The following is a 23,381-nucleotide window of genomic DNA, read 5'->3' as shown; positions in this document are numbered from 1 at the left end:
AAGCGGCGGTCATTCCGGGCCCGGCCGGGCGCGTCGCGGGCCCCGGCCCGGCGGGCGGGGGTGACACGCCGTCGAGCGCAGGGCCATGACACCGGTCGTATCGATAATCGGATGGCCCCCGACCTGCACTCTCTGCATAATCTTGGAGTGTGCTCGCCAACTATCGCCGGCTCTTCGCCGTCCCCCATGTGCTGTCCCTGCTGGCCTGGTCCCTGACCGCGCGCTTCTACACCCCCGGTCTGATGATCGCGGTCACCTTCCTGGTGGTCGACTGGACCGGCTCCTACTCGCTGGCGGGCCTGGTGGCGGGCGCGTTCACGCTGGGGATGGCGCTGGTGGGGCCGCTGCGCGGGCGGATGGCGGACAAGGGCGGCACCGACCGGCTGGTGCTGGTGTGCGGTGTGGTGTTCACGGTGGGCCTGCTGGCGCTGACGTGGCTGCCGGGGTCGCTGTGGTGGGTGTCCATCCCACTGGCGCTGGGGACCGGCCTGTTCGGCACCCCCGCGAACCAGATCGTGCGGGCCCTGTGGCCGCGGCTCACCCGCGGCCCGGAGCGGCAGGCGATCTACGCGGCCGAGGCCACCACGCAGGAGCTGCTGTTCGTCTTCTGCCCCATCCTGACCGCCGGTGTCGTGGCCTTCGCCGGAGCGCGCTGGGCGCTGGTGATGCTCGCCGTGCTGGGTCTGCTGGGCGCGCTGGGCTTCGCCCTGGCGCTGCGCCGGGCCGGGGTGACCGGACCGGCCCCCGTGGAGGCCGGGGCGGCGCCGGAGCCGACCGGGCCGCGGCGCAGCCTGCTGCGCCGGCCCGCCCTGGTGGTGCTGTTCGTGATGTGCCTGCTGATGGTCAGCGGGATCATGGGCGTGGACATGGCCATCGTGGCCTGGGCCAACGAACTGAACGCCCCGCACCTGGTGATGGTGCTGGCGTCGGTGTGGGCGCTGGGCTCGCTGGTGGGCGGCGCGATCGCGGGCGGCCTGCGGGGCAGGCCCCGGCTGGTGCGGCGCTCGTTCGCCTCCGCGGCGGGCGTGGCGGTGCTGCTCCCGTTCACGCCGCCGCTCGTGGAGCTGTCCACCCCGCTGTGGGTCACGCCGCTGCTGTTCCTGTCGGGCCTGGCGATCGCCCCGACGCTGGCCGCCACGATGGGGCGGCTGGGCGACCTGGCCCCCGCCGACCGGCGGGCCGAGGCGTTCGGGTGGATGGCCACGGCCCTGGGCACGGGCGGCGCGGTCGCCGGTCCGCTGGCGGGCGCGCTGATCGACCTCATGGGGATCACGGGCGGGGTGCTCGGAGCGACCGTGCTGGTGACGGTGGCGGCGCTGCTGAGCGCGTTCGTCCCCCAGGCCCCGGACGAGGCGTCCGACGGCGGGGCCGCGGACACGGTCCCGGCGGAGGTCTCCGGGATCGCCGAGGCCGCGCCGCCGGCGGGCGCGGCCGGACTGGTCGCCCCCGTGGCGGAGTCGGGCCCGGGCGCGGCCCCCGGGACCCCGGCCGGGCGGCCGGCGGACTGACCCGCGGCCGGGGGCCGGCCGTCCGCGCTCAGTCGTGCCAGACCGGGGGGACCCGGTCGGCCCAGGGCCGTGCCCGCTCCAGCTGCGCCGCCAGGGAGAGCAGCAGGGGTTCGCCGCCCATCCGGCCGGTGACCATGGAGCCGATGGGCGCCCCGTCGGGGGCGTGGTGCAGGGGCACGCTCATGGACGGCTGGCCGGTGACGTTGAAGACCGACGTGAACGGGGTGAACGCGGTCATCCGCCGGAACTCCTCCTCCGGGCCGTCCCCGGCGAAGTACCCGACGGGCACCGGGGGCTGCGCCAGCACCGGGGTGACCACCGCGTCGTAGGGCTCGGTGGCGGCCATCCAGGAGCGGACGCCGCGCTGGAGGCGGGCGCAGGCGGCGATGTACTCGGGGACCGGGAGGGCCCGGGCGCGTTCGCGCAGCCAGCGGTTGAGCTCCCCGAGTTCGGGCTCGCGCTCGGCCGGGACCGGCGTGGCCGAGGCCATGGCGGCCCAGATGACGGCGAAGTCGTCGCTGAAGGTGCCGCCGAAGTGGGCGTCGCCGGGCTCGGGGATCTCCTCGACCTCGTGGCCCAGGTCGGCGAGCAGGCGCAGGGTGGACTCGTGGGCGGCCAGCACGTCGGGGTGGACGGGCAGCCCGGCCGAGCCGGTGTGGGCGTAGTGGCCGATGCGCAGCCGTCCCGGTTCGCGCCGGACGTGGTCGGCGAACGTCTCGCCGGGCGGCAGCGGCGGGGCCGTGTAGTAGTCGCCGGGGAGGTTCCCGGACATGGTGTCGAGCATCAGCGCGGCGTCGGCGACGTGGCGGGTGAGGGGGCCGCTGGTGGACAGGCCGACGAGGTCGGGCTTGACCGGGGCGCCGGAGATGCGGCCGCGCGTGGGCTTGAGGCCGAAGAGCCCGCAGACCGAGGCCGGGATGCGGATGGAACCGCCGCCGTCGCTCGCGTGCGCGACCGGGGCCAGCCCGGCGGCCACGGCCACCGCGGCGCCGCCGCTGGAGCCGCCCGGGGACAGCTCCGGGTTCCAGGGGTTGCGGGCGGGCGGGGCGACGTCGTTCTCGGTGTAGCAGCTGGACCCGAACTCGGGGGTGTTGGTCTTGCCGGGGAAGACGGCCCCGGCGGCGCGCAGCCGGGCGACGGTGTCGGAGTCGATGGGGGCGGTGTTGTCGGCCAGGACACGGGAGCCGTAGGTGGCCCGGACCCCGGCGAGGAGGTCGAGGTCCTTGATGGGGACGGGGACCCCGAGCAGTGGGGGCAGGCTCTCCGGCGTGTCGCTCATCACACGTTTCTCGGCATATTGGGCCTGTTCCAAAGCTTTTTCCGCTATGACCGTAATGTAGGCCCCATAGCCGGGGTCATGGCGCTCGGTCCGGGCCAGAACGTGCTCTGTGATCTCACGAGGGGACAGTTCACGACTGCGGACCATCGCGGCGAGGCGGTGGGCCGGAAGGTCATGCATCTGGGTCATACCGACCCAGATTAGCGGGCACGCCAACGGGCACCACGAGAGGTGGAACCCAAGTTCTCTGGAGAGGTCGACAGAAAACCAATCATTCCCCGCCCCCTGCGACCCGAACCCTCCTGTGAGCCACAGAACAAGGAGGGAAAGTGTGAGAAGTAATGCACTAGGACTCGGATATGAGTGGAACTAACCTGTCCGACGTGGAATCGGCAACCAGAGTGAACCCGTCGTCCCAGAGGCCGGAGCCGGAAGGGCCCGAAAGCCTCTTCTTCCCCAACCAAAAGAAGCAGAAGAGCATTTCGACCACAAGGGTGCTTTACAGCGCCCTTCGCGAGAAGGGCGCGGCCCGCAAATGGGCCGTGCGCGGAGCCGTGGCCGTCGTCGTCGGGATCGCCTGCGGTCTCATCACCTCCGACTGGCGCATCGGCGCGACCCTGGGGATCGGCGCCATGGTCGGCATCTCGCTGTACCAGTCCCGGCGCGAGTCCGAGATCCCCCGCTGGCGCAAGCCCTCGGCCGCGCAGCGCAAGACCGAGGTCCAGCTCAAGGTGATGAAGCAGCTCGGGTACAAGGTCCTGCACGCCCGCTCGGTGCCCGGCGGCAACGGCCAGATCGACCACTTCATCGTGGGCCGACGCGGCGCGTTCGCCATCGACTCCGAGTCCTGGGACAAGCGGTTGCCGCTGCGCAACAAGCTCGAACAGCTCTACCACGGGCGCTTCAACAAGAACCAGCGCATCGACGAGGCGCTGGAGGAGGCCAAGCGCGCGGAGGAGCTCATCAGCAAGGAGCTCGGCCGCGAGATCAAGGTGCGCGCCTCCCTGGCCATCTACGGGCCCGGCATGCCCTGGGACAGCCACCGGCTGCGGGGCGTGGACATCATCTCCGGCACCAAGGTCCGCAAGTGGCTGCGCACCGGCCGGGACCGCCTGACCGAGCAGGAGATCGAGGACATCTACAGGGCGGCCGAGCGGGCTCTGCCACCGCGCCCGTGACGTACGGACCCACAGGCCCGGCCGGACCACAACGCCGTGGTCGCCGGGCCTCACGTACGTCCGGGGCCGGCCGGCGCCCCGGACGGGAACAGGGGAGATCCACCGCCCGTCTCGGCATGCGGACCGCACGTCTTTCCCCCTGAGACCGCGAGCGCGCCGAAAGGGGACTACCATCGTGGGGAAACACCCGTATCGATGGGAGTCCGCGCCATGCCACCCCTACGCTCACGCACCGTCACCCACGGCCGGAACATGGCGGGAGCGCGCGCCCTCATGCGCGCCACCGGCGTACAGAGCGAGGACTTCGGCAAGCCCATCGTGGCCGTGGCCAACAGCTTCACCCAGTTCGTCCCCGGGCACGTGCACCTGCGCGAGGTCGCCGACGTCGTCGCCGACTCCGTGCGCGCCGCCGGCGGCGTCCCCCGCGAGTTCAACACCATCGCCGTCGACGACGGCATCGCCATGGGCCACGGCGGGATGCTGTACTCGCTGCCCAGCCGCGAGCTGATCGCCGACGCCGTGGAGTACATGGTCAACGCGCACTGCGCCGACGCCCTGGTGTGCGTGTCCAACTGCGACAAGATCACCCCGGGCATGCTGCTGGCCGCGCTGCGCCTGAACATCCCCACCGTGTTCGTCTCCGGCGGGCCGATGGAGGCGGGCAAGGTGACCGTGGTGAACGGCACCGCCACCACCGTCAAGAAGCTCGACCTGATCAACCCCATGATCGCCGCGGCCGACGAGAGCGTGTCCCAGGCCGAGCTGGACGAGCTGGAGGAGAACGCCTGCCCGACCTGCGGTTCGTGCTCGGGCATGTTCACCGCCAACTCGATGAACTGCCTCACCGAGGCCATCGGCCTGGCGCTGCCCGGCAACGGCACCGTCCTGGCCACCCACACCGCGCGCCGGGCCCTGTACGAGGACGCCGGCCGCCTGGTCGTGGAGGCCGCCCGGCGGTACTACGAGCAGGACGACGACTCGGTGCTGCCACTGTCCATCGCCACCCCGGCCGCGTTCGGCAACGCCATGGCCCTGGACGTGGCCATGGGCGGGTCCACCAACACGATCCTGCACCTGCTGGCCGCCGCCACCGAGGCGGGCGTGGACTTCGGCCTCACCGACATCGACGCGGTCTCGCGCCGGGTCCCGTGCCTGTGCAAGGTCGCGCCGAACACCGAGAAGTACCACATCGAGGACGTCCACCGGGCGGGCGGCATCCCCTCCATCCTGGGCGAGCTGGCCCGCGGCGGGCTGCTGGACACCTCGCTGCCCACCGTGCACGGCAAGACCGTCGGTGAGTACCTCGCCGAGTGGGACATCACCTCCGACGGAGTCCTGCCCGAGGCCGTGGAGCTGTTCCACGCCGCCCCCGGCGGGGTGCGCAGCACCCGGGCGTACTCGCAGAGCACCCGCTGGGACAGCCTGGACACCGACCGGGAGAAGGGCTGCATCCGCTCGGTGGAGCACGCCTACACCAAGGACGGCGGCCTGGCCGTGCTGTTCGGCAACCTCGCCCCGGACGGCGCGATCGTCAAGACCGCGGGCGTGGAGGAGGAGCTGTGGACCTTCTCCGGCCCGGCCAAGGTGTTCGAGTCGCAGGAGGACGCCGTGGACGGCATCCTCGGCAAGCGGGTCGAGCCGGGCGACGTGGTGGTCATCCGCTACGAGGGCCCCAAGGGCGGCCCGGGCATGCAGGAGATGCTGTACCCGACGAGCTTCCTCAAGGGGCGCGGCCTGGGCAAGGCCTGCGCGCTCATCACCGACGGGCGCTTCTCCGGCGGCACCTCGGGGCTGTCCATCGGCCACGCCTCCCCGGAGGCGGCCGCGGGCGGTGACATCGCCCTGGTCGAGGACGGCGACATCATCAGCATCGACATCCCCAACCGGGGCCTCGTGCTGGAGGTGTCCGAGGAGGAGCTGAACACCCGCCGCGAGCGCCTGCTCAAGGAGCTGGGCCGGTTCCAGCCCCGCGACCGGCAGCGGCCGGTGACCGCCGCCCTGCGCGCCTACGCCGCGATGGCAACCTCGGCCTCCACCGGCGCGGCCCGCGACGTGTCCCAGATCGAGCGCTGACCGCGGAGCGAGGGGCCGGACCCGTACGGGTCCGGCCCCTCGCCGCGCTCACGTCCTCCCGGCCCGCCCGAGGCGGCGCAGGAGGACGGCCGCCACCGCCAGGAGCGCGACCGCGCCGGCGAGCACCATGACCGCCGGGGGCGAGGACCGGTCCACCACCGCTCCCCCGGCCAGCGCGCCCAGGGAGAGCGTCGCCTGGAACGAGGCGGTGAAGAGCACCGCGGAGACCTCGGGCGAGCCGGGCACGGCCCGGGCGAAGAGGGTCTGGGAGCAGACCGGCACGGCTCCGTAGGCGGCGCCCCACAGCACCAGCAGGGCCAGCGAGCCCGCCGCGCCCCCGCCCAGGACCGGGAGCAGGAGGGTGGCGGCGGCGATCAGCAGGGCCGCCCCCGCGAAGGCGGCACCGGGGCGCCTCGCCGCCGCCGCGCCGCCCAGGAAGTTCCCGGCGACCCCCGCCGCACCGTAGGCGAGCAGGTGGACCGTGACGAGCCCGGGCCCCGCCCCGGTCACCTGCTCCAGGAACGGTGTGATGTAGGTGTAGGCGGCGAAGTGGGCGAAGACCACGAGGAACGTCAGCACCAGGGCGGCCCGGGTGCCGCTCCCGCCGAGCGCGTCGGCCAGCGCCCCCGCGCGGGTCGGCTCCTCGGCCGGCAGCGGCGGGACCACCGCGAGCAGCAGGACGAGGACCCCCAGGCTCAGGACCGCCAGGGCCGCGAAAGCGGTCCGCCACCCCGCCGCGTCGCCGACCAGGGTCCCCAGGGGGACCCCGAGCACGGACCCCAGGGGCACCGCCGAGAAGATCACCGCGGTCGCCCGGGCCGTCCGGGCGGCGGGGACCAGGCGGCCGGCCAGCCCCGCCCCGATGGACCAGAAGCCGCCGATGGTGACGCCGACCATCACCCGCGCGAGCAGCACCGGCCAGTAACTCGACGCGAGCGCGGTCATGATGTTGGCCGCCGCCAGCAGGAGGATGAACACCGCCAGCATGGCCCGGCGGTCCACGCCCCCGGTGAGCGCGGTGACCAGGGGCGCCGAGACCGCGGCCAGCAGGCCGGGCATGGTCATCATCAGCCCGGCCACCCCGTCGGAGACGGTGAAGTCCGCGCCGATCGAGGTCAGCAGCCCGATCGGCAGGATCTCGGTGGTGACGATCGCGAAGATCCCCAGCGTCACCGAGAGCACGGCGAGCCAGGAGAGCAGGGGCGGGCGCTCCGGCGCCACGGGAGGGCCGGGGGCGAGAGGGATCGTCATCGACACGGGTTCCGTCCGCTAGGGGTCCACTGGGATGCGGGCCCCATTGCAGCAGAGTCCGTACCCCCCGGACCGGCGGTTTCCGGCCGTCGACACCGGCCCGGCCCGCTCCCGGAACGGCCGGAGGGGCGGCCCTGGCGGGCCGCCCCTCCGCTCGTGGACCGCACGCGGTCAGCCGCAGCAGCCGCCCCCGCAGCAGCCACCGCCGCCGTTGGACGCGGGCGCCGGGGCCAGCCCGCCGACGGCCACTGTGGACAGCAGCCGCACCGTGTCCCCGTGCCCCTGCGGGCAGGCGGCCGGGTCCCCGGACTCGGCCATCGGACGGGAGAGTTCGAAGGTGTCGCCGCACTCGCGGCACCGGAAGTCGTATCTGGGCATGCCCCCAGAATACGGCCGGCTCCCCGCCGGGGCGGGGCGGGCGCGAAGAGCCGCCCCCGGCGGCCCGTGGAGGGCGCGCCGGGGGCGGCGGTGCGGCGCGGGGGCGGGACGCGCTGTCCCCGCGGCCGGGGCGTTCAGGGCCGTCAGGCGGCCAGGTGCGCCATGTAGGGCTCCCACTGCGGGTCGCCGTGCAGGTCCCCGTTGATCAGCCGCCAGTGCGGACCCTTGGGCACCTTGGGGGTGACGTGCAGCTCCCAGCCGAGTTCGTCCAGGAACTTGTCGGCCTTGCGGTGGTTGCACGGCTTGCAGGCCGCCACCACGTTCTCCCACACGTGCGCGCCGCCGCGGCTGCGCGGGATGACGTGGTCGATGGTCTCCGCCTTCTTCCCGCAGTAGCCGCAGGTGTGCCGGTCGCGGCGCATCAGCGCCACCCGGGTGAGGGGGACCCTGCGGCTGTAGGGGACGCTGATGTAGCGCCTGAGCCGGATCACCGACGGCACCTCGTACGAGTGCGTCGCCGAGTGGAGCACCGCCCCTGCGTCGTCGCGGTGGACGACCTCCGCCTTCTCCCGCAGCACGAGCAGGATCGCCCTGCGCAGCGGCAATGTCGTGAGTGGTTCGAAACTCGCGTTGAGAAGCAGCACGTGCCGGCGGGCGGTTGGACCGCCCTCCCTGCTGCGCGCGCCGCTCATCGCGACACCTCGGCCGTCGGGTGCGACGACCGTGTCTCTTCCCCGGCCAGCCGTTCGGCCAGCCAGGAGACCTCCCTGTGCACCGATCCCGTGATCGGTGGCTCTGTACGCCTTGCCACACGGACCTCCCGGTGGTCCCGCCGAGTTGCGTCCCGCATTCAGTGTGCGTGGTGGGGAGGCTCCGGCGCCACCCCAATTTCCCCCGCCCGAGTCGTGAACCCGCTGTTATCGCTATTCCTGGTCATAATGCGAGTCACCGAAACCACGTTCCATGTTCCCTTCCCATACCGATCGCGAGTGAGATAGCGGTGGATAGAGTGCGAAGCATGCCTGAACACCGCTATCCCACGGCCGAGCGCCTCGACCTCGTCGAAACCCTGCACGGCCGTCCCGTCGCCGATCCCTACCGGTGGCTCGAAGACCCCGAATCCGCCCCGGCCAAGGAATGGGCGGCCGCCCAGGACACCCTGTTCTCCGAACTCGGCGCGCACCTGCCCGGCCGGGACCTGTTCGCCGCGCACGTCCGCGAACTGATGGGCGCCGGAAGCGTGGGCGCCCCCGTGTGGCGCGGGGAGCGCCGCTTCTCCGGGCGCCGGACCGCCGACCAGGAGCACCCCGTCCTGTACGTGCGGGACGGCGACGGCCCCGAGCGGGTCCTGCTGGACCCCGGTGCGCTCGACCCCACCGGTCTGACCACGCTGGACGCGTGGAAGGCGGACCCGTCCGGGCGGCTGCTCGCCTACCAGCTGTCCGAGGGCGGGAACGAGGAGTCCGTCTTGCGGGTCATGGACGTGGACACCGGCGAGATCGTCGACGGGCCCATCGACCGGGCCCGGTACACGCCCGTCGCGTGGCTGCCGGACTCGTCGGCCTTCTACTACGTGCGCAAGCTGCCCCCCGAGCAGGTCCCCGACGGGGAGCAGGACTACCACCGGCGCGTCTACCTGCACCGGCTGGGCACCCCCGCCGACGAGGACGTGCTGATCTTCGGCGAGGGCCGCGACAAGACCGAGTACTTCGGCGTATGGGTGAGCCCGGACGGCCGCTGGCTGGTGCTCGACGCCGCCAAGGGCACCTCCTCGCACACCGACCTGTGGCTGGCCGACCTGACCCGGAGCCCGCACGAGGCGCCCGCCTGGGTGAGCGTCCAGGAGGACGCCGCCGCGTCGCTGTCCGCCCGGGTGGGCCGGGACGGCCGGCTGTACCTGTTCACCGACCGGGACGCCCCGCGCGGACGCCTGTGCGTGGCCGACCCCGCGGCGCCCGGGTACGAGAACTGGCGCACGCTCGTGGCCGAGGCCGACGACGCCGTGCTGGAGGACTACGCGGTCCTGGACGGCCCCGGGCTGGAGCGCCCCGAGCTGCTGGTCTCCTGGTCCCGGCACGCGGTCGGCGAGGTGACCCGGCACGACCTGGCCACCGGCGAGCTGCTGGGCACGCTGCCGCTGCCCGGGCTGGGGAGCATCGGCAGCCTGCTGGAACGCCCCGAGGGCGGCCACGAGGCCTGGTTCGGCTACACCGACAGCACCACCCCGTCCGCGGTGTACCGCTACGACGCCGGCACCGGCGCGGTGGACCTGTGGGAGAGCGCCCCGGGCACCGTCACCGTGCCCGACGTGCGGGTGGAGCAGGTCGCCTACACCTCGAAGGACGGCACGACCGTCCGGATGCTGGTGATGGCGCCCGCCGCCCCGGCCGAGGGCCCGCGGCCGACCATCCTGTACGGGTACGGCGGCTTCCGGATCTCCCTCACCCCCGGCTACTCGGCCACCGCCCTGTCCTGGGTGCGCGCCGGCGGCGTGTACGCCGTGGCCGGGCTGCGCGGCGGCCTGGAGGAGGGCGAGGAGTGGCACCGCGGCGGCATGCTCGCCGACAAGCAGAACGTGTTCGACGACTGCGCGGCCGCGGCCGAGCACCTCATCGCCACCGGGGTCACCGACACCGACCGCCTGGCGGTCATGGGCGGCAGCAACGGCGGCCTGCTGGTCGGGGCGATGGTCACCCAGCGGCCGGACCTGTTCGCGGCCGCGGTGTGCTCGGCCCCGCTGCTGGACATGGTCCGCTACGAGCGGTTCGGGCTGGGCCGGCTGTGGAGCGTGGAGTACGGCAGCGCCGACGACCCCGAGCAGCTGGGGTGGCTGCTGGGCTACTCCCCCTACCACAACGTGCGGGAGGGCACCCGGTACCCGGCCGTCCTCTTCACGGTGTTCGACAACGACACCCGGGTGGACCCGCTGCACGCCCGCAAGCTGTGCGCGCAGCTGCAGTGGGCGACCTCGGCCCCGGTCGACGAGCGCCCGGTGCTGCTGCGCCGGGAGGCGGAGGTGGGGCACAGCACCCGCTCGGTGAGCCGCAGCGTGGAGCTGAACGCCGACCAGCTGGGGTTCCTCGCCCACCACCTGGGCCTGGACGCGGGCTGACCCCGGCCCGGCGCGCCCCGCGGCCGGGCCGCGGGGCGCGCCGCCCGGCCGTGCTCCGGGGTGGGCCCGCTCTCGCCCCCGGGAGAGCAAGGACACAGGCCTCCCGGGCGCCCGGCCGTGTGCCCGCGCGCCCCCTGCTGGGAGAATCGGTACCGGGCCCACCCGCGCAGAGCCACGAGAGGACACGGACGTGACACAGACCGAGGAGGCCGCGGGCACCGGAACGGAGACCGGGCCGCGCCGCCACGTACACCTGGCGCAGGTCCGCTACGCCGACCTCGACCCGCAGCACCACGTCAACAACGTCCGGATGCTGACCTACCTGGAGGACGCCCGCATCTCGTTCCTGCGCTTCGGCGGAGCGGTCGAGGGCGAGGAGGTGTTCGGCGCCATGGTGGTGGCCCGCCAGGAGGCCGACTACGTGGCGCCGCTGCTGCCGCGTTCGGAGCCGGTGCGGGTGGAGCTGTGGGTGACCGAGGTGCGCAACGCCAGCTTCTCGCTGGCCTACGAGATCCTCGACGACGAGCGCGTGTACCTGCGCGCCCGGACCGTGCTCGTGGGCTTCGACGTGCCCACGCAGCGCGCCCGACGCCTCAACGGCGTCGAGCGCGCCTTCCTGGCCCGGTACATCTGACCGGAGCGTGCGGCCGCCGTCCGCGCCCCCGCGGGGACGCGGTCAGGAGGCGGGCGGACCCGCCTGTTCGAGGGCGTGGGTGAGCAGTTCCAGGGCCAGCGCCTCGTGGTCCGCCGACGCGTCCTCGGGGTCGCCGCCGAACACGGTGACGTGGACGATCAGGTTCTCCACGTGCGCGGCCGCGTGCGCCGTCCGGCCGTACACGTCCTCCTGGAAGACGGTGTACGCCGGGACGCCGTTGCCGTCGGTGGTCGGGACCAGGCCCAGCCGGTCGACGTAGTTGATCCCGAACTCCTCGGCCGCGCGCTCCTGGCCGGTGTCGCGGACCAGGCCGTCGGGGTCGTTGGTGAACACCTGCGCGGCCAGGGTGAAGTCGAGGGAGCCGTCCCCCGCGGCCGTGTCCGCCACCAGGCAGTGGCTGGTGGGCATCGTGAAGAGGTCGTCGTCCTGCTGCTCCAGCCCCCGGCCCGGGGCGATCCGCTCCTGGACGCCGGGGTCGACCAGTTCGCAGGCCTGCGGCGCGGACGTGTAGGGGGGCTCGGGCGCGAGCCACCCCAGGGCGTAGGCGGCGCCCACGCCGCCGCCCGCCACCAGGAGCAGCAGCACCCCGCCGATCGCGAGCAGGATCAGCCCGACCCGGGAGCGCCGCGGGGGGTGCGGCGGCCCGGGGCGGACGGGGACCGCGCCGGGGTGGGGCGGCCCGCCCGCCCCGGGGGCGCCGGTGATGGGGGTCCGCCCGCGGGCGGACGTCCGGAGGAGTCGTTGTGCATCCCCAGAAGATAGACCGGCCGCCGGGCGTCCGCGCGGGCGGTGTCCGGAACCGGCCGGTGGCGCCCGTCAGGGCCGGCGCCGACCCGGGGGCCGGCGCTACTTCAGGGAGATGGTGACGGTCTCGCCGTCGTCGTCCTCGTCGCCGCCCTCGGAGGACACGGAGACCCGGGTGGGGTCGGCGACCGCCGGGCGGGGCGCCTCCTCCGGGACGTTCACCATGCTGTGCGCCGCCATGACCATGTACTCCCACAGCTGCCGCTCCAGCACCTCGTGCAGGTCCAGGGAGTCGACGGCGGCACGCATGTGCCGGAGCCACAGGTCGCGTTCGGCGGCCCCGATCCGGAAGGGGACGTGGCGCATGCGCAGCCGCGGGTGGCCGCGCTGCTCGTTGTAGGTGCGCGGGCCGCCCCAGTACTGGATGAGGAACAGCCGCAGCCGCTCCTCGGCGGGCCCCAGGTCCTCCTCGGGGTACATGGGCCGCAGGACGGGGTCGTCGGCCACGCCCTCGTAGAAGCGGCGGACCAGGCGGGTGAAGGTCTCCTCACCGCCCACGGCCTCGTAGAACGTCATGTGCACGGGCTCCTCGCCCGGGCTCCTGTGGTCATCGCGCGCGGAAGTCATCGCCCCTAGGGTATGCCACGTTCCGCCCCCGTTCCGAGGGCCGTACGGCCCCGGAATAAAGGCCGGGGGCCGCGGGACCGTCACCGGTCCCGCGGCCCCCGGCACGAGGGCTCCGCCCGCGGGCTAAGGCGTGTTCGGCGGATCATTCCGGGTCGCGGCCGCGAGGCCGCCTCTCGCCGCGCGCCCGCGCTCGGACGGCCGAATCCGGGCCGACCCGCGCCGGCCGTCTTACGAGAGATCGCCCCGCGGCCGCTCCCGGCATTCGGCGCAAGCGCCGAAACGCTCGAGAGCATCCACCGAACACGCCCTAGTCGCGGGTGAGCTTGCGGTGGGTGACCGCGTGCGGACGCGCGGCGTCCGGACCCAGGCGCTCGATCTTGTTCTTCTCGTAGGACTCGAAGTTGCCCTCGAACCAGAACCAGTTCGCGTCGCCCTCCCAGGCCAGGATGTGCGTGGCGACGCGGTCCAGGAACCAGCGGTCGTGGGAGGTGATCACGGCGCAGCCGGGGAAGTCCAGGAGGGCGTTCTCCAGCGAGCCGAGGGTCTCGACGTCGAGGTCGTTGGTGGGCTCGTCCAGGAGCAGCAGGTTGCCGCCCTGCTTGAGGGTGAGCGCCAGGTTGACGCGGTTGCGCTCACCGCCCGACAGGACGCCGGACTTCTTCTGCTGGTCGGAGCCCTTGAAGCCGAACGCGGCGACGTACGCGCGGCTGGGGATCTCGACCTTGCCGACCTGGATGAAGGTCTCCCCGTCGGAGATGGTCTCCCAGACGTTCTTGGAGTCGTCGATGCGGCCCCGGTACTGGTCGACGTAGGAGATCTCGACGGTGTCGCCGACGTTGATGGAGCCCTGGTCCGGGGTCTCCTCGCCGACGATCATCTTGAACAGGGTGGTCTTGCCGACACCGTTGGGGCCGATGACACCGACGATGCCGTTGGGCGGCAGCGAGAAGCTGAGGTCCTCGATGAGGACGCGGTCGCCGAAGCCCTTGGTGAGGTTCTTGACCTCGACCACGGTGGTGCCCAGGCGCGGACCCGGCGGGATCTGGATCTCCTCGAAGTCCAGCTTGCGGGTCTTGTCCGCCTCGGCCGCCATCTCCTCGTAGCGCTGGAGGCGGGCCTTGCTCTTGGTCTGGCGGGCCTTGGCGTTGGAGCGGACCCACTCCAGCTCGTCCTTGAGGCGCTTGGCGCGCTTGGCGTCCTTCTGCCCCTCGACCTTCAGGCGGCCCTGCTTGGTCTCCAGGTAGGTGGAGTAGTTGCCCTCGTAGGGGTAGAACTGGCCGCGGTCCAGCTCCAGGATCCAGGTGGCCACGTGGTCGAGGAAGTACCGGTCGTGGGTGATCGCGATGATCGTGCCCGGGTACTTGGCCAGGTGCTGCTCCAGCCAGTTCACGCTCTCGGCGTCGAGGTGGTTGGTGGGCTCGTCGAGGAGCAGCAGGTCGGGCTGCTCGAGCAGCAGCTTGCACAGGGCGACGCGGCGCTTCTCGCCACCGGAGAGCCGGCTGACGTCGGCGTCCCCGGGCGGGCAGCGCAGCGCGTCCATCGCCTGGGCCAGCTGGCTGTCCAGGTCCCAGGCGTTGCGGTGGTCGAGCTGCTCCTGCAGCTTGCCCATCTCTTCGAGCAGGTCGTCGGAGTAGTCCGTCGCCATCTGCTCGGCGATCTCGTTGAAGCGGGTCAGCATCGCCTTGGTCTCGGCGACGCCGTCCTCGACGTTCTCCAGGACGGTCTTGCTCGCGTCGAGGTGGGGCTCCTGGGCGAGCAGGCCGACCGTGAACCCGGGCATGAGGCGCGCCTCGCCGTTGGACGGCTGCTCGATGCCGGCCATGATCTTCAGAAGCGTCGACTTACCCGCACCGTTGGGGCCCACGACACCGATCTTGGCTCCGGGCAGGAACGACCCCGAAACGTTGTCCAGGACGACCTTGTCGCCGTGCGCCTTGCGCACGTTGTTCATGGTGTAGATGTACTCCGGCATGCCTCCAAGCCTAGGGCGTCGCGGGTCGTGCCCCCGCCATCGCGGGGGCCACCCGAGCGGTCGTCACTCCCCCGTGGAATCGCGCCACCGCTCCACCGGGAGCCCCCAGGCCAGGGCCCGCCCCATGAGCACCGCCATGGAGTAGCCGGGGTCGGCCGCCAGGGCGGTCTCCACGGCGGCCATGGCGAGCACGTCGTCCCCCTGCTGCCAGGCGGCGACCGCGGTGAGCGCGGCGGGGGCGGCCCGCCACCGGTCGGGCAGGTGCCGGACCAGGTGGCCCCACAGGTCGCGGTGGCGCGGGGCGGTGTCCGCGGTGATGGCCGACCAGGCCCGGTCCCGGACCCGGAGGTGCCCGAGGTGGACGCCCAGCCGGGCGGTGTCCTCGCGCCCGGGGAGCCCCTCTGCGTCGGCGGCCGCCCGGACCGCCGCCGTGCCCCGGGCGACCCGGGTGTCCTCCGACAGCGCCCGCACCCGGAGGGCGAACGCCTCCGCGGCGGCTCCCACCGCCGCCCGTTCGGGTCCGCCGACGGGGGCCAGCAGGGCGCGGACGCGCCGGAGCTCGGCGGGCGGGACGCGGGGCGGCCGGACGGGGGCGATGCCGCGCAGGACGGCCCCGGCCGGCACCGGCGAGCCGTCGACGTCGACGACGGTGCCCTCGGGCGGACAGCAGGTGGGGGACGCGCAGGTGTAGGACCAGTAGCGCCCGCCGGTGACGCGCAGGGCGTCGATGATGTTCACCCCGCGTTCGCGCGCCGTGAGCATCAGGGCGTCGACGTAGGGCGTGACCCTCTCGGCCGCGCCGTAGGCCACGATGAGCAGCCCGCCGCAGCCCTCGGCGACGGCCAGGTCGACCGGCGGCCGCGCCCGCTCCATGGGCGACAGGTGCCCGTGCGCCCCGTCCAGCGCACCGCAGAACGCGGCGTACACGCCGACCCCCTTGGCCGCCAGCACCACGATCCCGGGGTCGGGCGGCTCCCCCACCAGGTAGGGCATCCCGGCAATGATGTCCAGGGGGTTGCGCAGCGCCAGGCGCCCGCCCACCGGCACCCCCTCCACCGCGCTCCCCCGCCGGACGGCGCCGCCCGGCGGCCGCTCCCCCCGCGCACCCGGGTCCGGGGGGCCGCCCTCCGGGGGACGGCCCCGGCGCGCCGCGCGGTCCGCGGCCGGGCCGCCGTCGGGATCCGCGGGCGGGGGCACCCCCGGGGCCCCGTCCTCCCGTTCCTCCCCCGGCGGGTCCGCGTCGCCCTGCCGAACGGGCGGCGGCGGGCGGTCGCCGCCGCCCGGCGGTCCGGTCGGCCGGACCGCGCCGCCGGGCCGCGCACCCGCCCCGCGGCCGGCCTCCGACCCGGAGCGCGGCGGCTTCGTCCCGAACGGGTAGGGGCCATCGCGCCGCACATCCGAGGAAGGCGATACGTCACCGGGCACACCAGGGAACGCTTTCGACCCGAACGGAAAGAGACCTTCGGGCCACGGGCTCAGAGCCGAACCGTCGGCGGGCGGGCCGGGGCGGGACGGTTCCGGCACGGGCGGGGAAAGACCCTCGCGCCACGGGGCCGAGACGGGCGGCAGTGCGTTCGCAGGCGGCCCGGAGCGCGGCGGCTTCGCCCCGGGCCGGAGGAGGCCTTCGGGCCGCGGAGCAGGGGCGGACGGCGGGCCGTCGGCCGGCGGAACGGAACGGCTCGGCTTCGACGGAGGCGAGGAGAGACCTTCGGGCCACGGGTTCAAAGCCGAGCCACCGGCGGACAGGCCGGAGCGGGGCGGCTTCGCCCCGGGCCGGAGGAGGCCTTCGCGACGCGGAGCAGGGGCGGACGGCGGGCCGTCGGCCGGCGGAACGGAACGGCTCGGCTTCGACGGAGGCGAGGAGAGACCTTCGGGCCACGGGTTCAGAGCCGAGCCATCGGCGAGCGGTCCGGAGCGGGGCGGCTTCGCCCCGGGCGGGAGGAGGCCTTCGCGACGCGGAGCAGAGGCGGGCGGCGGACCCTCGGCGGGCGGAACGGAACGGGACGGTTTCGGTGCGGGCGGGGGGAGACCCTCGCGCCCGGGATTCGGGGCGGGCGCGGTCGGGAGGTCGTCGGCGGGCGGTCGGGGATCGGGGAGGCGGCGGCGCGGGAGCGGGGGCCGGGGGTCGTCGGACGCGGGGTGCTGGGCGGAACGATCCTGGTCGAAGTGCATATATTCACGGTGCGTGACCGGGCGACCGCGCGCAATGGCCTTCTGCCACCTGTGGAAAACCCCGGCCTCGCGGGAGCCCGCCGCCCGTCAGGCTTCCGCGATGCCCTGCGGGCTCTCCGGGACGGCCTGTGTCCCGACGCCCCCGTGCGACTCGGGGCCCCGGCCGTCCTCCCGGCCGTCCGGCAGGCACACCCGGTTGCGCCCGGTCTCCTTGGCCCGGTACAGCGCCAGGTCGGCGGCGGTGAGCAGCTCCACCAGGTCGTTCCCGTGCTCCCCGACCACGGCCAGGCCGACCGACACGGTGACGGCGACCTTGACCTTGTCCACCTCGATCTCCATGCAGCCCACCTCCACGCGCAGCCGTTCGGCGGCGTGCCAGGCCTCGTTGACGTCGGAGCCCGGGAGGAGCACCACGAACTCCTCGCCGCCGAACCGCCCGAGCAGGTCGGACTGGCGCAGGTGGTGGGAGATCGTGGTCGCCACCCCCATGAGCACCTGGTCCCCGAAGAGGTGTCCGTGGGTGTCGTTGACCCGCTTGAAGTGGTCGATGTCGATGATCAGGACCGCCGACCGGTGGCGGGCGGCACGGGCCCTGGCGATCTCGATCGAGGCCTCCTGCTCCCAGGTGGGCGCGTTGAGCAGCCCGGTCTTGGGGTCGGTCCGCGCCGCGTTCTGCAGCTGCTGGTAGAGCAGGCTCCGCTGGAGCAGCAGGATCGGCGGCAGCGCGATGGGCACCAGGAACAGGGAGATGTTGCACAGGACCGCGACGACGATGCCCATACTGATCTCCACTGCGTCGACCATGAGCGACTCACGGTCCCACAGGGGCGGCAGCTTCCGCTTGCCGCGCATGCTGATCCGGATGGCCAGGGCGACGGCCAGCGTGTTGATGAGGGTGAACACGGCACAGCCGGCGAAGGCGACCAGGAGCCCCGGGAGGGTCGCCAGCCACTGGGACACCTCGCCGGACCCTCGAAGCCCTTCCATCAGGTCGCCGCTGATCAGCCAGTGCCACGCGACGGAGACGAAGAACCCGAACAGGCCGACGGAGACCATGTTGAAGATCCGCCGGTACATCAGGGTCTGCCGGATCCGCTGCTGGTTGAGGAGGTAGATCGGGATGGGGATGAGGAACGCGTAGACAGGGGGCAGGAGCAGGACGACGGGGAACCACCAGGCGCCCAGGAGGTCGCGGCTGCTCCCCGCGTGCCGCTGCGTCTCCAGCCTCCGGCTGCCCTCGACACAGACGGCGGCACCGATCGTGAAAACGACGAGGACGACGAGATCCATGACGGAGAAGACGGTCACCGCGAACGCCAACCCGCACAGGAAGAGCGCGACGAGCACCATCAGGGACATGTAGACGATCAGCCCGAGCGGCTCCTGAAGGAACGGCCAGCGCGCCCGGTCCAAGGCACCGAGCGGCGGCCTGCGCCTCTCCGAGTCCCTCACTCCCCTGCCCTCCCTTCGCCCTCCACCACGGCCACCCCTCCCCTTTCGGCACCGATCGTGACCCACCTCCTCCGGAATCCCCCCTAGGACGGAGGCTTCTCGCTCGGCGTTCCCCTACCGTGCCACCCGGTGACCACTTCTGGATAGATGTGTTCCCAAGTGGTGACCCTCGGTTCCCGGGCAAGGCGACACCCTATCACTTTACATTACTTTGAGTAATAGCTTAATTGCTCAGTGTACGAGAATGGGTCTGGGAAGACCAATGAGATCGAGTACCACAACGGGGGTGGATAGAACACGAGAACTAGGGCATTCTGCTCTAGGATCCGGAACCGCCTCCCGGCTCTTGGAGCACCGCCCCACTCGATGCTCCACCGTCCCAGGGACGCTGACGCGGACCTGCCCAGAAGGAGTTCAGATGATCGGCAGCGGCATAATTTGGGTCTGAGCCCAATGACAAGGCCCGGGTGCAGATGATCTGACACCATCCACCCCGGGCCTCGCCGTCAACGGCGGCGGCCTCCCGGGGAGGCCGCCGCCGTTCTCACTCCTCTGCCGGTGCCGCGACCTCGTACGCGGCGCGGAACGCCCGGTAGCGCGCGAGTTCGGCCTCCATCGGCTCCACCACACGCGCCGCGGCGATCTCCCGCACCCTGGCCTGGGCCGCCCGTTCCACGTCCTCCCGGCGCTGCACCGCGGCCACCTCCACGAGGTTGCCGCAGCCGACGCCGGTCAGCCACCCCACCGCGAGGGCGGCGACGACCAGGGCCGAGGCGTAGGCCACGAACACCACGTCGTCGAACATCGCGATCCCGGTGAGCCCCCCGCCCAGCCGGCTCACCAGCGCCACGAGCGCCCAGGCGAGCCCGACCCCGGCCACGGCCAGCAGCGCGAACTGCACCGACCGCGCCATCCGCCACCACGACGGGCTCTGGTCGGGGTCGCCCACGGCGGACGCCACGGCCCCGCCCAGCTCGGCGGACAGCTCGGTCACCGCCGACCGGGCGGCGGCGCGCATCCGGCGCCGCCACGGCGCGGGCATGTCCTCGGAGACGGTGTCGGCCGCGTCGGAGAGGACCGTCTCCAGTTCGGCCTCGTGGGCGTCCACCGGGCCGCCCAGCACCTGGCCGCCGTCCTTGCGCAGGAAGTCGAGCTGGACCGCGGCCAGCGGGTCCTTGCGCAGGCGGGCCGCCCGGCGGGCGACCGGCCAGCCCACCCGGCGCCGCCCGCGGCGGACGTCGTTGGCCTCGACCGCGTCGGCGACGGCCGTGACGGCGGCCGCCCGGGCCAGCCCCTCCTGGACGCGCGAGCGCACGTCGGCGGGGACGTTCTCGGGGACCTCCGCCTCGCCGATGTACTCGGCGTAGGGGGCCACGACCTGGTCCAGGTCGGCGACGAGCCGGTCGACGAGGGCGCGCCGCTCGCGCACCGTCTCGGCGAGGAACTCGCGCAGGTCCCGGATCCCCTGCCCGGTGAGGGTGGAGGTGGTCAGCACCCGGGGGTGCACACCGGACTCCGACTCCAGCAGGCGGCGCAGGTCGGTGAGCAGCTCCTTGAGCTCGTCGGGTTCGACCTTGTCCACCTGGTTGAGCACCGCGACGGTGACCGCGCCGTGCCCGGCCATCTTGGCCAGGTAGCGGTGGTGGACGGCGGCGTCGGCGTACTTCTGCGGATCGAGCACCCACACGAGCAGGTCGACGGAGCCGATGAGCCGGTCGGCCTCGGCGGTGTGCATGCTGCGCACCGAGTCGTGGTCGGGCAGGTCGAGCAGGACCAGGCCGGTCAGCTCGGAGCTGCCCGAGTCCAGGACGCTGCTGCGCGAGTGGCGCAGGCGGGTGGGAACCCCGAGCCAGCTCAGCAGTGCGTCGGCGCCCTCGTGGCCCCACACGCAGGCGTGCGCCTGGGAGGTGGTGGGCCGGGTGATGCCGGTCTGCGACAGCTCCAGCCCGCACAGGGCGTTGAACAGGGACGACTTGCCGCTCCCGGTGCCGCCCGCGAGGGCGACGACGGTGTGCTCGGCGGACAGCCGCAGGCGGGCCCCGGCGTGGTCGAGCAGCTGCGCGGAGCGGGCGGTGATCTCCTGCGGGAGGTCGCCCTGGCCGAGTTCGGCGAGGGTGGACAGGGCGTCGAGCCGCTCGACCAGCTCGGCGCGGGTGGTGTTCCTGGTGTGCTGCCAGGAGTCGTGGGTGGTGGGCCGGTACTCCTCGTCGGGGTCGGCGCCCACGGGCTCCGCCGCGTCGGGGTCCACGGCCCGGAAGGACCCGGAGACCGCGGAGGGCCCGGGGACGCGGCGGGGCAGCGGCTCCGGCTCCTCGTCTCCGGCGCCGGCCGCGGCGGGTTCCGCGTCCCGGTCCGGGCGGGCGGAGGGTTCGGGCACCCAGGGGTCGTCCGCGGCGGGAGCGGTCCGCGGGGCGGCCCGATCCGGGGCCGCCTCGGGCGCGCTCTCCCCGTCCCCGTCTCCGGTCCCGTCCTCCTCCGAAGCGCCCCGGGCGGCGCGTTCCACCCGGGCGCGGCGGCCCGTGGCGGGAACGGCGGCGAAGGCCCCGGTGCCGGCGCTGCGTCCGGCGATGCGCGTGTCGTCGGCGGCCTCGGCGAGGCTGCCGACCCATCCGGCCAGGCCGTCGGGGTCCTCGTCGGCGGCCTGCACCTGTGGCCCGCGGCCCGGGTCGTCGGCCTTCTCCGGCCGGTCGGCCTCGGGGCGCGGGGCGGCGTGGCGCGCGTGGCGGCCGCTGCGGCGCTGGGTCCGTGCCCCATCGCCCCCGGGTGCGGTGTCACCGGCGTCCCCGGGGACCCGGGGCGCCTCTCCGGCGGGCTCGCCCGGAGCGGCCGACACGTCGTCGGGGTAGGCGGAGATCCCGTCGTGCGCGGGCTCCTCCGCCTCCCCTCCGTGGCGGGCGTGGTCCGGGTGCTCGGGTACCGGCACGGTGTAGCCGCGCCAGGGCCCGTTGTCCGCGGGTGCCGGTGCGTCCCCGTCGGGGGCGGCGTCGGTGTCCCCGTGCGCCTGCGCGGGGTTCCACTGAGTCGTCATCGTGCTATCTCAAGGTTGTACGTGGCCTGGTAGAGCTGGACGGCGGCGTCCTCGGAGGGGATCCCCGCCGACGCCAGTGCGGTGTCGAACGGGACCCGTTCGCGGTCGAGCAGGCCGTTGATGCGGGCGATGAGGTTCTCCCGCGCCTTCGCGCCGATGCTGCGCAGCGACTGCGCGCCGAACAACCCCTTGAGCAGGCGTTGCGGTGACGGGCCGGGGGGTTCCGCGGCGTGCGCGCCGCCCCCGGAGCTGGACCGCTCGTAGCCGAGCAGGTCGATGATGAGGATCAGGGTGACGATGTCCCGGTCGAAGGTGACCAGGCGGGCGACGGAGCGCTTGGTGGCCCCGGCCTCCCCCGTCATCTCGGCGATGTCGCGCTGCCACTCGCCGATCTCGTGGCGGATCTGCTGGACCAGCAGGCCGGTGCCGGGCTGGTCGAGGGCCCGGGCGGCCAGGTCGGCGCCGCCGGGGACCCCCCGCCAGACGCTTTCGACCTCCTCGGAGGCGCGTTCGCAGGAGGACACAACGAGGGCCTCGACGGCGTCGCGGACGGCGCGCTCCAGGGCGGCCACCCGCTGTCCGCGCTCCGCCTGCTCGACCCGGCCCGCCCTGCGGGTGCGCCGGCCGCGCGGGCGCAGGCTGCGGGCGAGCTCGCCGCTGGCGGCGACCTCCTGCCAACGGGCGATCAGCGAGCCGCGCAGCAGGGAGCCGTCGCCGAGCCCGCTGCCGATGCGCGCCCGGGAGTCGGCGTAGGCGGTGTCCACGGCGGTGGCCATGACACGGCCGGCCTCGATCTGGGTCTCCACCTGGCGGGCCAGTTCGGGCACCCGGGTGCGGAAGCTGTCGATGACCCCGATGAAGGTGCGCCGGGACACGCGGTCGCGCTGCTCGGCCTCGCCCGCCACGTCGGCGAGGAAGCCGCGGATGTGGTCGGCGACGTTGGAGGTGAAGCGCTCGCCCCGGATCTGGTCGGTCTCGGGGATGGCGAACCGGGCCGCCGCGCCCAGCCCGTTGGCCTCCAGCATGGCGCCGAAGTGGTCCAGGAGCCTGCGGCGCCCCTTGCGCGGCACCCGGGACAGCACGACCGCCATGGAGGTGTCGCGGTCTCGGGCGACCTGGAGGAACTCCCACACGCGGGCGTCGGCGTAGCGGCTGCTGGTGGTGACGAACACCCACAGGTCGGCGGCGTCGAGGAACTTGGCCGCGAACTCGTGGTGGGCGGCCACCGCGGAGTCGACGTCGGGGGTGTCGAGCAGGGCCACACCGGGCGGCATGGCCTCGGTGGCGGCCAGGACCAGCATGCCGTCCTTGCCTGGCATCGCCAGGCCCTGCTGGCGCACGCGCGGCAGCGACGGGATGAAGGAGGCCTCGCTGAACCAGTCCACGTCGGCGGGGTTGCACGCCAGGACCGGGCTGTTGGTGGTGGGCCTGCGTACGCCGGTGGTGGTGACCTGCTCGCCGACCAGGCTGTTGACCAGGGTGGACTTGCCCGCGCCGGTGGATCCCGCGACCGCGATGAGCAGTGGGATGTCGGGGCGGCGCACCCGGGGCAGCACGTAGTCGGAGAGCTGGGCGAGCACGTCGGCCTGCAGGACGCGCCCCTCCTCGGCCCCGGGGAGGCCGTCGGCGAACCTCAGGTCCCGGATCTGTTTGCGCAGGGACTCCAGGACCTGTTCGAAGCGGTCGTCCTCCGGGACGGGGGCTCGGTGTTTGGCGGGTCCGGCCGCAACGGGGACGGTGGGCCCCCGCCGGGCCTCGTTGATGGCCCGGGGGTCCTCCCCGGGCAGCGGTCCGGAGCCCTGGGCGGGCTGGTCGGAGGTGGCGGCCGGTCCGGTACCGAACCGGCCCGCGGGACCGGAACCGGTGGTGTCCGGCGCGGCCGACGGCCGGGTCATGATCGGTATGCCCTCCTCAACGGTGCTGGCGTCCCACCGGGCGGGCGATGCCATCGG

16 protein-coding genes are annotated in these 23,381 nt (G+C 73.6%); 5 read left to right on the top strand and 11 right to left on the bottom strand.

Translation table 11 applies throughout. The features are described 5' to 3' along the window. Window positions 1-149 precede the first annotated feature (149 nt). Window positions 150-1,508 carry an MFS transporter gene (locus K1J57_RS17300; RefSeq protein ID WP_220559601.1) on the top strand — a complete coding sequence of 453 codons (1,359 nt, stop codon included), beginning with the start codon at window positions 150-152 and terminating at the stop codon, window positions 1,506-1,508. A gap of 28 nt (window positions 1,509-1,536) precedes the next feature. Here the strand turns inward: K1J57_RS17300 and K1J57_RS17295 are convergent, their stop codons facing one another. Continuing rightward, a complete protein-coding gene (locus K1J57_RS17295) occupies window positions 1,537-2,976 on the bottom strand; it encodes an amidase (RefSeq protein WP_220559600.1) in 1,440 nt (479 codons plus the stop codon). 170 nt (window positions 2,977-3,146) lie between these two features. On the opposite strand from K1J57_RS17295, the gene K1J57_RS17290 reads away from it, so the two are divergent. Then, complete coding sequence (locus tag K1J57_RS17290; protein ID WP_220559598.1) at window positions 3,147-3,965, top strand: nuclease-related domain-containing protein; 819 nt, start codon at window positions 3,147-3,149, stop codon at window positions 3,963-3,965. 210 nt (window positions 3,966-4,175) lie between these two features. After that, complete coding sequence (gene ilvD, locus K1J57_RS17285; RefSeq protein WP_220559597.1) at window positions 4,176-6,038, top strand: dihydroxy-acid dehydratase; 1,863 nt, start codon at window positions 4,176-4,178, stop codon at window positions 6,036-6,038. 48 nt (window positions 6,039-6,086) lie between these two features. Here ilvD and K1J57_RS17280 read toward each other — a convergent pair whose 3' ends face one another. The 3 genes from K1J57_RS17280 to K1J57_RS17270 all read right to left on the bottom strand — a co-directional run bounded on the left by K1J57_RS17280 (window position 6,087) and on the right by K1J57_RS17270 (window position 8,311). Further along, window positions 6,087-7,289, bottom strand: a complete 1,203-nt coding sequence (locus K1J57_RS17280) for an MFS transporter (protein ID WP_220559596.1) — start codon at window positions 7,287-7,289, stop codon at window positions 6,087-6,089. Window positions 7,290-7,460: 171 nt separating this feature from the next. Then, a complete protein-coding gene (locus K1J57_RS17275; protein WP_220559595.1) occupies window positions 7,461-7,667 on the bottom strand; it encodes a zinc ribbon domain-containing protein in 207 nt (68 codons plus the stop codon). 143 nt (window positions 7,668-7,810) lie between these two features. Continuing rightward, entirely contained in the window at window positions 7,811-8,311 is a 501-nt protein-coding gene (locus tag K1J57_RS17270) for an HNH endonuclease (RefSeq protein WP_220559594.1), read from the bottom strand. A 374-nt stretch (window positions 8,312-8,685) separates the two neighbouring features. Here K1J57_RS17270 and K1J57_RS17265 point away from each other — a divergent pair, with 374 nt between their 5' ends. Both K1J57_RS17265 and K1J57_RS17260 read left to right on the top strand, forming a co-directional pair. After that, the gene (locus K1J57_RS17265) at window positions 8,686-10,779 is read left to right on the top strand and encodes a prolyl oligopeptidase family protein (protein ID WP_220559593.1); all 2,094 of its coding nucleotides are present in this window, start codon (window positions 8,686-8,688) and stop codon (window positions 10,777-10,779) included. A 190-nt stretch (window positions 10,780-10,969) separates the two neighbouring features. Beyond that, entirely contained in the window at window positions 10,970-11,413 is a 444-nt protein-coding gene (locus K1J57_RS17260) for a thioesterase family protein (protein WP_220559592.1), read from the top strand. Window positions 11,414-11,455: 42 nt separating this feature from the next. On the opposite strand, the gene K1J57_RS17255 is transcribed toward K1J57_RS17260, so the two are convergent. The 7 genes from K1J57_RS17255 to K1J57_RS17225 all read right to left on the bottom strand — a co-directional run bounded on the left by K1J57_RS17255 (window position 11,456) and on the right by K1J57_RS17225 (window position 23,324). Then, window positions 11,456-12,019: a hypothetical protein gene (locus K1J57_RS17255; RefSeq protein WP_220559591.1), complete on the bottom strand. Its 564-nt coding sequence runs from the start codon at window positions 12,017-12,019 to the stop codon at window positions 11,456-11,458. Window positions 12,020-12,280: 261 nt separating this feature from the next. Continuing rightward, window positions 12,281-12,805: a globin gene (locus tag K1J57_RS17250; RefSeq protein ID WP_255646390.1), complete on the bottom strand. Its 525-nt coding sequence runs from the start codon at window positions 12,803-12,805 to the stop codon at window positions 12,281-12,283. A 307-nt stretch (window positions 12,806-13,112) separates the two neighbouring features. Further along, the gene (ettA, locus tag K1J57_RS17245; RefSeq protein ID WP_220559590.1) at window positions 13,113-14,777 is read right to left on the bottom strand and encodes an energy-dependent translational throttle protein EttA; all 1,665 of its coding nucleotides are present in this window, start codon (window positions 14,775-14,777) and stop codon (window positions 13,113-13,115) included. Between the two features lie 63 nt (window positions 14,778-14,840). Beyond that, window positions 14,841-15,833, bottom strand: coding sequence for a DUF4192 domain-containing protein (locus tag K1J57_RS17240; RefSeq protein WP_255646389.1), 993 nt, complete (start codon window positions 15,831-15,833; stop codon window positions 14,841-14,843). A 1,203-nt stretch (window positions 15,834-17,036) separates the two neighbouring features. Then, on the bottom strand, window positions 17,037-18,401 hold the full coding sequence (locus tag K1J57_RS17235) for a GGDEF domain-containing protein (protein WP_370634430.1): 1,365 nt from the start codon (window positions 18,399-18,401) through the stop codon (window positions 17,037-17,039). Window positions 18,402-18,945: 544 nt separating this feature from the next. Next, on the bottom strand, window positions 18,946-21,429 hold the full coding sequence (locus K1J57_RS17230; RefSeq protein ID WP_220559588.1) for a GTPase: 2,484 nt from the start codon (window positions 21,427-21,429) through the stop codon (window positions 18,946-18,948). Next, the gene (locus K1J57_RS17225; protein WP_220559587.1) at window positions 21,426-23,324 is read right to left on the bottom strand and encodes a dynamin family protein; all 1,899 of its coding nucleotides are present in this window, start codon (window positions 23,322-23,324) and stop codon (window positions 21,426-21,428) included. The genes K1J57_RS17230 and K1J57_RS17225 overlap by 4 nt, the downstream gene beginning before the upstream one ends. Window positions 23,325-23,381: the final 57 nt, after the last annotated feature.

It is taken from the genome of Nocardiopsis sp. MT53, from assembly GCF_019598965.1.
Taxonomy (GTDB): domain Bacteria; phylum Actinomycetota; class Actinomycetes; order Streptosporangiales; family Streptosporangiaceae; genus Nocardiopsis; species Nocardiopsis changdeensis.
The sequence above is the reverse complement of the archived record's forward strand: the minus strand, read 5'-3'. Positions and strand labels throughout refer to the sequence as shown.